The sequence below is a fragment of the Deinococcus marmoris DSM 12784 genome, assembly GCF_000701405.1.
Taxonomy (GTDB): Bacteria; Deinococcota; Deinococci; order Deinococcales; family Deinococcaceae; genus Deinococcus; species Deinococcus marmoris.
This window is the reverse complement of record NZ_JNIV01000151.1, coordinates 1-7,848: the sequence shown is the minus strand read 5'-3', so window position 1 is coordinate 7,848 and position 7,848 is coordinate 1. Positions and strand designations below refer to the sequence as shown.

Below are 7,848 nucleotides of genomic sequence, written 5' to 3'. Positions count from 1 at the left end.
GTCCCAGGGCTGCCCACAGCCGCACTGCCCAGTGACCGGGAGCGTCCTGATTTCATCAGGATGCTCACTCATTTTGAGCGTCTTGCCGGGATGGCCACGTTGCCCGCCAGAAGAGCGGTTGCTCTTCTGGCGCTCACTCTTGGGGACCCACGGTTTGTCCTGGCTGGGCGGTTGGCTAGAAGTTCGGCTTGTGGCGGCAAGGCGAGCTTCCAGGGTCAGCAATCGCAGTTCAAGCTCGTCAAGGCGAGCTTGAAGGATCAGGCAATTGGGGCAAAGAGCGTTCTTGATGCGCCTACTCTATCTGATTCCACTCCGCAAGTCCCCCTGCTGAGTAGTTACCTTTTCGGTAAAGTACTGCCAAGTCTCAGCTCTTCACGGAGCAGAGCAATGGAGAGTTCCAAATGGTTGCCCAGAATCAAACCGATCAGATGCAAGCGTGGGTCCACTACCTCACCACCGAAGAAGGTCTCAGTCCTGCCACCGTCAAGGAGTACCTCAAGGATCTGCGCCTCTTGCGCACCTGGCTGGACCGGCCCGAGCTGCCCGAGGCCCAGCGTGTACGGGAGTGGTCTCAGATCAGCGCTGCGGACTTACGCACTTACCTGGCCCACAGCAAACCCGCGCCCCGCCGGAACCACCGGCTGGTTTCGTCCTGGCGCAGTTTCTGGGTGTTTCTCCGGGACATTCAGCGCGTGCCTGACCTGCAACTCGGCCCTGCCGAGCTGCGCCGCCCGAAACTGCCCCGGCGCCTGCCCGGCGCGCTGGAGCTGACGGATGTGGCCCGGCTGTTGGACGCCGTCTGGAATGACCGGAGTCCGGCCCGAGGCGAACGCAACTGGTGCATCGTGGCGTTTCTGTACGGCACGGGCCTGCGGATCTCCGAGATGCTGGATCTCAAGTTCGATCAGATCGAGGTTCAGGACGGGCAGCCCATCGCCGTGCGCGTGATCGGCAAGGGCGATAAGGAACGGCGCGTGCCGCTGTCTGAGACGGCCCGGAGTGCGTTGACCCGTTGGCTGCGGTTGCGGCGGATGCATGGGAATCCGGTCAGCCCGTGGGTGTGGTCTCCCCTGAGCGTCAAACGCTCCGGCCAGCAGATGCAGCGCCGGAGCATCGGGGCCATGCTGGACGCTGCCGCCCGCCGTGCCGGGTTGGACGTGGCGAAAGTCTCGCCCCATAAATTGCGGCACACCTTTGCCACGGCACTGATCGAGTCGGGCCGGACGCTCGACGAGATCCGCGTGCTGCTGGGGCATGAGTCGATTCAGACCACGACGATCTATGCGCACACGTCCAATGCGCGTGTCGCTGCTGCGGCTGCCGCACTGCCCGATGTGGTGGGGTTATCGGTTCCAGGACACCGGCCAGCGGCCAGATGACGGCCTGATTCCGTCTGATGTGCCATGGAAAAAGCGGCCCAGAGGCCGCTTTTATTTTTTAAATTATAGGGCGGTATTCAGCCGCTGTCAAATTCATACATTCGATTCCTGTTCGCGCAGGTCTTGGTGGGCCACGATTGACCTCTTGCGATGCAGGAGGGCATATTCGGCGTTGAGCGCGCATGCGGGTGCTGTGACATGTCCTCAGAGAGGCGGCGGCTCCTCGTCCAGCGGGGCTGACGGGGTGGCTCTCGGTCATGCAGGACTCCTACAGAGGCCACCGCCTCGGCTACACCCGCGTTTTTTCAGAGGACCAGAACACCGTTCGCCACCTGGACGGCCTGAGCTTCGACAAGGTCTTCACCGACAAGGTCAGCGGCGGCCACGCCCATCGCCCCCAGCTGACGGCCCTGCTGGGTCACGCCCGCGAGGGGGGGACACCGTGGTAGTCCACAGCATGGACCGCCTCACCCGCAACCTCGATGACCTGCGCGCCCTGGTCAACGGGTTGACGGACAAAGGCGTGCGCGTCGAATTCATCAAGGAAGGCCTGACCTTCACCGGGGAAGACTCGGCGATGTCCAAGCTGCTGCTCAGTGTGATGGGGGCCTTCGCCGAGTTCGAGCGCGCCCTGATCCGTGAGCGCCAGCGCGAGGGCATCGAAGCAGCGTAGAAGGCGGGCGTGCACAAGGCGCAAAAAGACCCTGACCATGACCCAGATCAGTGATCTGCAGCAGCGTGCAGAGCAGGGCGAGTCGAAGGCCAGCCTCGCCAGGGCTTTCGGCATCAGCTGGGAGACCGTCTATCAGTACCTGAAGGACGCACCCAGCGCATAAATTGGACACCGGGCGCATACCGCGCTATTCTGTGCGACATCAAAGGCGACCTCCGGGTCGCCTTCTCTATGCCAACCGCCACTCCACGCCCGATACTCAGCGCGCCGAGGTCAAATGATCAAATGGGGACTGGCCAGTGGCCTGACGGTGGCGCTCGCGCTCTGGACGAGTCTGTTTCTGCCTGTCGCTGCGGTTCCAGCGTTTTCTTTCGCCTGGCTTCTTCACTGGCTCCTGATGATCGTCGCGGTCAAGATTGTCCCGCAGGTTCTCCCCAGGGCCGTTGGACCTCTCACCCTCAACGTGGGGCCAAATGAGTCCAGGTGGTCCCGGAGGCTAGGGGTCCTGGCCTTCAAGCGGATTCTTGATCTGATCGGATGGAACCGGATGATCCAGAAGGCCAGGGGTTATAGCGGAAAGCGAGGGGAACTTGCCAGGCTGACCGAGGAAACCTGGCGTTCCGAACTGGGCCACGCCTGGGCGCTCCTGATGACCTGCCTGATCGCCATTGCGCTGTGGTCTTCGCGGCCAGATGTGGTCAGCGGATTGCTGGTGCTGGCGGTCCCTTTGCACGTCTACCCCATCTTGTTGCAGCGCCTGCTGCGCTGGCGCATTCAGCAACTTGGTGGGGCTACGGCAACGCAGTAGCAATGGAACGGAAGACTGGGCTCTGTCATCCAAAACAGGATCAGAGCCGCCCAGGGTCACGCCCCCGAGTCAATGTCCGGGACGGACCAGTGATCAATGCGCACATCCCCCGACCCTCCGTTCCATTGCTCCCGCAATGCCGTCTCTGAAGGGCACACCTGGTGCACGGCGCGCAGGGGAACTTTAATGTGCCACCGAATTTGCAGTCAGGTTGGCGCTGGAGGTCAAAACACCGTGCGATGGCGGGGAAATGGGCAGGCACGCCTTTAAATACAGGCCGATGTTCGCCTTCAGAACGAGATGTCGATGGCACTCACGCGTCACCTGCTCACCGGGCATCACTTGGTGCGGAGCGTAATGGTACAAAGGAGGCATGCGGCGACACCTCAGGCCCGTCCATGTGCTGGGCATTCTCTACGCCCTAGTTCTTGGCGTGAGCTTCGTCCTGTCTGAACAGTTCCTGTGGGCGAGTGTGGTCATGGTCACCCTGATCGGCCTGGTGATCCCGGGCGTCTTTTTCTATCAGGCCCGGCAGAACTGGCTGGCCGACCAGAAACAGTGGTCTTTTGTGCTGTTCTTGGTGGGGATCTTCTGGGCCATTGGGATACTGGTCAAGATCATGAACGTCGTGCTGTAGCTGACGCCGTCATTCGCGCAGGCGGTTGACTTGGTACCCAGTCCGGGTTGTGCGGCTTTGGGCACAAGTAACTTGTCGACGCTGTGGGAAGCCCACAGCGTCCTGCTCCGTGACGCCCGCGCATTGATCGTGCACGGGGAGGCAAAGGTGCAGGGCCGAGCCGTAACCATGGAAGTCCGGCGGCTGAGTGAGCTGCCTCTGGGAAGCTGGGCCAGCGCGGCAGACTGGCGGTGCCTGCCCTGTAGGGCGGCGTATTCTGGCTTGGACACGGAGAAGGGTGGAACAGTGGGCCGGGAGGTTCGGGGGTGAGGGAGCGCAAGGTCTACCGGAAGACACGCGACAAAAAGGCGGGCAAGGCCCGCTCGCTGCACCGCGTTCTGGCCGAGCAGATGCTGGCCCGTCCCCTGGCCCCTGGCGAGATCGTCCACCACGAGGGCGGCGACAGCACCAACAACGATCCGGCCAATCTGCTGGTGCTACCTTCCCAGCGCTACCACGCCCATATCGAATACCACCTGCGTTGCGCCCGCAAGGGGATGCCCAGCCTGTTCCCCGAACTGTTCCGGGGCGTTACGGAGGATCGCCGGGGCACGCTGTTCGAGAGCGTCATTCCATAGCGGATCGGTGGCAGGTGTGCCGTGGCTCCAGTCGATCACCCCTAGATCAGAGAAAGCTACTCAGGATCGGGCCGCGTAAAAACAACAGTTTGGCCAAGCCATGATCGAACAAGAGCTTCTCGCACCTCTCCCACGACAACGGCGACACATGATTGTCCCTGTTTGCGCGGGACCACCAGATCTTTCACAGTCACGGTGCGGCGTGTTTCAGTGGCCGCGCAGGTGATCAAGTCGCCTATGAAGACCGCTCCTTCAAGTGAGGCAGCAGGAACCTCAAGCACCCAGCCTCGGCCAGAGATTTGAAAAACCCTTGCAACTAGACCAGAGGCGGTCTCACGCATGTCGCCACCATAGCGTTGCGCCTGATTGCTGATCAGCAAGTAGGCGCTGGCTAGAAAGGGCCGACACGCCGCTCAGACCTGCCCCGTTGCATTCCGCTTTAGACGGCCCGCTCTTCATGGCACGGCTCCACGAACTCCACGTCCAGCCAGTATTCGGCCTCATTCTCGGTCACGCCGTCCAGTTCCTCACACCACACGGCAAGCGCGGCGGCGCGTACGTCTTTATGGCATCCCAGGTAGTCCGCCAGAGCGGTGCGCTCAGCAGCGCTGGGGCCATCGTCGCCATTTCCGTGATCGGCGGCGTAAGCGCGGGCCAGCAGGTTCGCCAGTTCGGTGGGAGTCGATTCAGGCAGGCGCATGGGGTCAGGATACGGCAGCGGGTTGGCTCTGAGACCTGTCCTCATGCCCCGAAACCGCCAGTCACGTCCTGGCGCACCGAGCCGGACTTCAGGTGAAGTACGCTTGAACTATGGCCAAGACCAAGCGTTTTGAAACCGTCCACGAAGAGAAAAGCCTGACCGAAGTCACCCGCGTTCTGCGTGACCGGGAAACAGGCGTCTGCTACCTGTATCAGTGGATCGGGACGGGGGGTGGCCTGACCGTACTGGTGGACAGGGACGGCAAGCCCCTGGTCATGGACGATCAGTCTCAGACCTGATTCCCCATTTCGCTCAGCGCCGCCAGGGCAAGGGCGCTCACCTAGGGTCCAGGGGATGGGGAGCCGGACCAGACATGGAAAAAGCGGCCTGCAAGGCCGCTTTGATTCCTTCAATATAGGGCGGTATTCAGCCCCTGTCAAATCCATGCATCGGATGCCCGAGTAAAGGGCCATCAAGAGAGGCGTGAGTGGCAGCAGGCTGGTGAGCTGCCTTGTCCTGGCGGCTACCCCTTGCAGGCGTTCACGGCCTGTACGGCTTGTTTAAACCCGGCCACTTGGAAGGTGTACTCCAGAGGAGCGGCCTCGGTCCGAAGCACGCGCATGAACACCTGTGTGGTGGCGTTGGTGAAGGCTTCGAGCAAGATGGCGTCGCGGGCCGCGTCAAAGGCCAGTTTGGTGAGATCCGGGTCACGGCTGCCAGCATCCACCACAGGCTGGGAGGGCAGCGTCTTGGGCTGCTGGGCATCCACCTGGTACGTCACGTTGGGCGCACGCCCAGTGGCATTTTGAAGGGCATGCTGGGCGCTGCTCAGGAGGGTGGTCTCGGTCGTCAATATGGCGGTGAATTTGCCATTGCGGCAGAAGAACCCCATCATCGTCTCGACGGACTGGCCATCCCCCTCGACGATCCCGACCCACCGCAGCACGGGGATATCGCTGTAGAACACCCTGGTCTCCCCGACACGCCCGCCCGCAGCGGTTCCAGCACCCAGCAGCATGAGTCCACAGGCGAATGCGCCCCATTTGGAAAGTTTCATGTGCCTCAGCATAAAAGATTGCTCTTGCAGGTGTCTCACCGCCCAGAAGTTAAGCCGGGGCGCTCTCCCCTAGCTCCAGCTCGCGCTCGGCGTCCGCTTGCCGCTGGCCTTCCACGGCTTCCGCGTCATGCTCGCGCAGCCTGACCCGGCTGGTCTTGCCCCGCAGGACTTCCAGAGTGTAGTCGCCTTCCCCGAACAGCGCGCCGTCCAGCTTGTCTGGCAGAGCGATGCGGACCTCGTGCGTCTCAGCGTCATAGGGCGAGTTCAATTTGCTAGCTCACGTTCACGGTGGTCCGGGCATGGCGATCCTTCATGGCCTCCAGCTTCTTCGGCGCGGTGTTGATGAACAATCCTCGGCGCTTTCCACTGTCCTGGAGCGGCACCAGTTCCCCGGCCTCCGGCAGCCCCACGTCATGCAAGAGTTCTTCACCATCCTGGTCACTCAGCGTGAATCGGTGATACAGCCACACGACGTATCCGATGACTTCACGAGGGAATCGGTATCCGGGAAGCTTCTGACTGCTCAACACCGCGCCACCCTACTAGAATAACTTGCCACAACCATCGCAGGTCAAGTCGAGCCGACACAACCTTACATTGTTCATACCCGAGTTTGGTTCTACTCGCTCGAACCATATAAGCGGGTTTCTTTGTTGCCCAGTGACGCATCAATGGCCGCCATCACCTCGTCGGTGAGCTGGGGAAGCAACTCAAGCGCAGAAAAATTCTCCACCACTTGCGTGACCTTGGAGGCACCAGTAATCACCGTGCTCACATTTGGATTCTTGGCGCACCACGCCAGGGCGAGCTTCGGCAAGGTCGTGCCCAAGTCGTCGGCAATCTTGGCCAGGCCCCGAATTTTAATCAAGTTGGTTTGGCCTTCTTCACTCTCGAGCCTGGCTTTCAACCATTCGTAACCGGGCAGGTTGACGCGGGTGTCATTCGGAACCACATCGTTGTACTTGCCGGTCAGAAGACCGCTCGCCAGCGGCGACCAGACCGTGGTGCCCAAGCCGAGCGTGTCCGTGCGGTACAAGCGGCTGTATTCGACCTCGACCCGGTAGCGGGTGAGCATGTTGTATTGCGGCTGCTCCATGGTCGGGGGAATCAGGTTGTACTGGCGGGCGACGGCGTAAGCTTCCATCAATTCCTGCGCCGACCACTCACTCGTTCCCCAGTACAGAACGTCACCGCGCTGGATCAACTCGGTCATGGCCCGCACCGTTTCTTCAATGGGGGTGGCGCGGTCTGGGCGGTGACAAAAGTACAAATCCAGGTACCCGCACTGAAGGCGTTCGATGGCCTGGTAGCACGCCTCGTAAATGTGCTTGCGTGAAAGTCCCCGCTGAGTTGGAGCTGGGTTTTTAACCGCTCCGCCGAAGACTTTGCTTGAAACGATGTAGCTATCGCGCCGCCAGCCTGCCTTGGCCAGGGCCTGGCCCATGATGGTTTCCGCCTGGCCTTGAGCGTACGCCTCGGCATTGTCAAAGAAGTTACACCCGTGGTCATAGGCAGCGGACATGAGTTCCAGGGCACCGTTCGCATCTAATTGCGTGCCAAACGTTACCCAAGCACCAAAGGAAAGCGCACTGACCTGCAAACCAGATTGGCCCAATCGACGATATTCCATAGCGTCACCTCGCATGACACCCTAAGCCGAAACAGCACATCTGTTCTTGATTTCAGTACTGGACAACTTCACTTTTTCGTCGTCCAGATCGGCAGAAAGCTTGATATGAGCAACGATCCCGTCTGGGACAAGAAATGCGCTGAGAACAGCTTCTGATCTCAAGCGCTTGTCGGCTCTGTCAGGAGGCGGCACGATGGATACAACGTTCTCTCAAACGTCATCCAAGCGACGAGCAAAGGCTTTTTCGCGTGCCAGTGAAGCTTAAATCCAAGTTGTCCGGTACTGAAGTTCTTGATCTCCGGTTTAGATATGCCAGGCGTCTTCTCTCGAGCTTCAGGCCCGCAGGT

At 60.8% G+C, this 7,848-nt stretch carries 13 protein-coding genes and 1 pseudogene; 8 read left to right on the top strand and 6 right to left on the bottom strand.

What is annotated here, in order from left to right; translation table 11 throughout:
• Positions 1–261, bottom strand: a 261-nt coding sequence (locus Q319_RS28880; RefSeq protein ID WP_245619438.1) for a DUF6444 domain-containing protein, incomplete at its 3' end; no start/stop codon positions are given.
• A gap of 140 nt (positions 262–401) precedes the next feature.
• Here Q319_RS28880 and Q319_RS0121735 point away from each other — a divergent pair.
• The 7 genes from Q319_RS0121735 (at position 402) to Q319_RS25030 (ending at position 4,114) form a co-directional block, all read left to right on the top strand.
• Positions 402–1,379, top strand: coding sequence for a tyrosine-type recombinase/integrase (locus Q319_RS0121735; RefSeq protein ID WP_051655665.1), 978 nt, complete (start codon positions 402–404; stop codon positions 1,377–1,379).
• A gap of 257 nt (positions 1,380–1,636) precedes the next feature.
• Positions 1,637–1,828, top strand: coding sequence for a recombinase family protein (locus tag Q319_RS29215; RefSeq protein ID WP_245619436.1), 192 nt, complete (start codon positions 1,637–1,639; stop codon positions 1,826–1,828).
• Positions 1,829–1,836: 8 nt separating this feature from the next.
• Positions 1,837–2,052 carry a recombinase family protein gene (locus Q319_RS29210; protein WP_245619435.1) on the top strand — a complete coding sequence of 72 codons (216 nt, stop codon included), beginning with the start codon at positions 1,837–1,839 and terminating at the stop codon, positions 2,050–2,052.
• 37 nt (positions 2,053–2,089) lie between these two features.
• Entirely contained in the window at positions 2,090–2,215 is a 126-nt protein-coding gene (locus Q319_RS29205; protein WP_245619434.1) for a helix-turn-helix domain-containing protein, read from the top strand.
• Between the two features lie 114 nt (positions 2,216–2,329).
• Positions 2,330–2,860, top strand: coding sequence for a glycosyl-4,4'-diaponeurosporenoate acyltransferase CrtO family protein (locus Q319_RS28860; RefSeq protein WP_029484509.1), 531 nt, complete (start codon positions 2,330–2,332; stop codon positions 2,858–2,860).
• A gap of 373 nt (positions 2,861–3,233) precedes the next feature.
• Positions 3,234–3,497 carry a hypothetical protein gene (locus Q319_RS0121720; protein ID WP_156039533.1) on the top strand — a complete coding sequence of 88 codons (264 nt, stop codon included), beginning with the start codon at positions 3,234–3,236 and terminating at the stop codon, positions 3,495–3,497.
• Between the two features lie 305 nt (positions 3,498–3,802).
• A complete protein-coding gene (locus tag Q319_RS25030; RefSeq protein ID WP_029484506.1) occupies positions 3,803–4,114 on the top strand; it encodes an HNH endonuclease in 312 nt (103 codons plus the stop codon).
• Positions 4,115–4,553: 439 nt separating this feature from the next.
• Here the strand turns inward: Q319_RS25030 and Q319_RS0121705 are convergent, their stop codons facing one another.
• A complete protein-coding gene (locus Q319_RS0121705; protein ID WP_029484505.1) occupies positions 4,554–4,814 on the bottom strand; it encodes a hypothetical protein in 261 nt (86 codons plus the stop codon).
• A 110-nt stretch (positions 4,815–4,924) separates the two neighbouring features.
• On the opposite strand from Q319_RS0121705, the gene Q319_RS0121700 reads away from it, so the two are divergent.
• On the top strand, positions 4,925–5,113 hold the full coding sequence (locus Q319_RS0121700; RefSeq protein ID WP_029484504.1) for a DUF6440 family protein: 189 nt from the start codon (positions 4,925–4,927) through the stop codon (positions 5,111–5,113).
• A 224-nt stretch (positions 5,114–5,337) separates the two neighbouring features.
• On the opposite strand, the gene Q319_RS25890 is transcribed toward Q319_RS0121700, so the two are convergent.
• The 4 genes and pseudogenes from Q319_RS25890 to Q319_RS0121680 all read right to left on the bottom strand — a co-directional run bounded on the left by Q319_RS25890 (position 5,338) and on the right by Q319_RS0121680 (position 7,501).
• Entirely contained in the window at positions 5,338–5,871 is a 534-nt protein-coding gene (locus Q319_RS25890) for a hypothetical protein (RefSeq protein WP_156039532.1), read from the bottom strand.
• A gap of 49 nt (positions 5,872–5,920) precedes the next feature.
• On the bottom strand, positions 5,921–6,139 hold the full coding sequence (locus tag Q319_RS0121690; protein ID WP_029484502.1) for a hypothetical protein: 219 nt from the start codon (positions 6,137–6,139) through the stop codon (positions 5,921–5,923).
• 133 nt (positions 6,140–6,272) lie between these two features.
• A pseudogene (locus Q319_RS28855) lies at positions 6,273–6,398 on the bottom strand (IS6 family transposase); the annotation flags it as partial.
• A gap of 92 nt (positions 6,399–6,490) precedes the next feature.
• Positions 6,491–7,501: a potassium channel beta subunit family protein gene (locus tag Q319_RS0121680; RefSeq protein ID WP_029484500.1), complete on the bottom strand. Its 1,011-nt coding sequence runs from the start codon at positions 7,499–7,501 to the stop codon at positions 6,491–6,493.
• Positions 7,502–7,848 lie beyond the last annotated feature (347 nt).

Excerpts from the sequence above, each read along its gene's own strand:
- Q319_RS29205 (WP_245619434.1), top strand. The coding sequence starts at position 2,090 with ATGACCCAGATCAGTGATCTGCAGCAGCGTGCAGAGCAGGGCGAGTCG.
- Q319_RS0121720 (WP_156039533.1), top strand. The coding sequence starts at position 3,234 with ATGCGGCGACACCTCAGGCCCGTCCATGTGCTGGGCATTCTCTACGCC.
- Q319_RS0121735 (WP_051655665.1), top strand. The coding sequence starts at position 402 with ATGGTTGCCCAGAATCAAACCGATCAGATGCAAGCGTGGGTCCACTAC.
- Q319_RS0121705 (WP_029484505.1), bottom strand. The coding sequence starts at position 4,814 with ATGCGCCTGCCTGAATCGACTCCCACCGAACTGGCGAACCTGCTGGCC.
- Q319_RS0121700 (WP_029484504.1), top strand. The coding sequence starts at position 4,925 with ATGGCCAAGACCAAGCGTTTTGAAACCGTCCACGAAGAGAAAAGCCTG.
- Q319_RS0121680 (WP_029484500.1), bottom strand. The coding sequence starts at position 7,501 with ATGGAATATCGTCGATTGGGCCAATCTGGTTTGCAGGTCAGTGCGCTT.
- Q319_RS29215 (WP_245619436.1), top strand. The coding sequence starts at position 1,637 with ATGCAGGACTCCTACAGAGGCCACCGCCTCGGCTACACCCGCGTTTTT.
- Q319_RS29210 (WP_245619435.1), top strand. The coding sequence starts at position 1,837 with ATGGACCGCCTCACCCGCAACCTCGATGACCTGCGCGCCCTGGTCAAC.
- Q319_RS28860 (WP_029484509.1), top strand. The coding sequence starts at position 2,330 with ATGATCAAATGGGGACTGGCCAGTGGCCTGACGGTGGCGCTCGCGCTC.
- Q319_RS25890 (WP_156039532.1), bottom strand. The coding sequence starts at position 5,871 with ATGAAACTTTCCAAATGGGGCGCATTCGCCTGTGGACTCATGCTGCTG.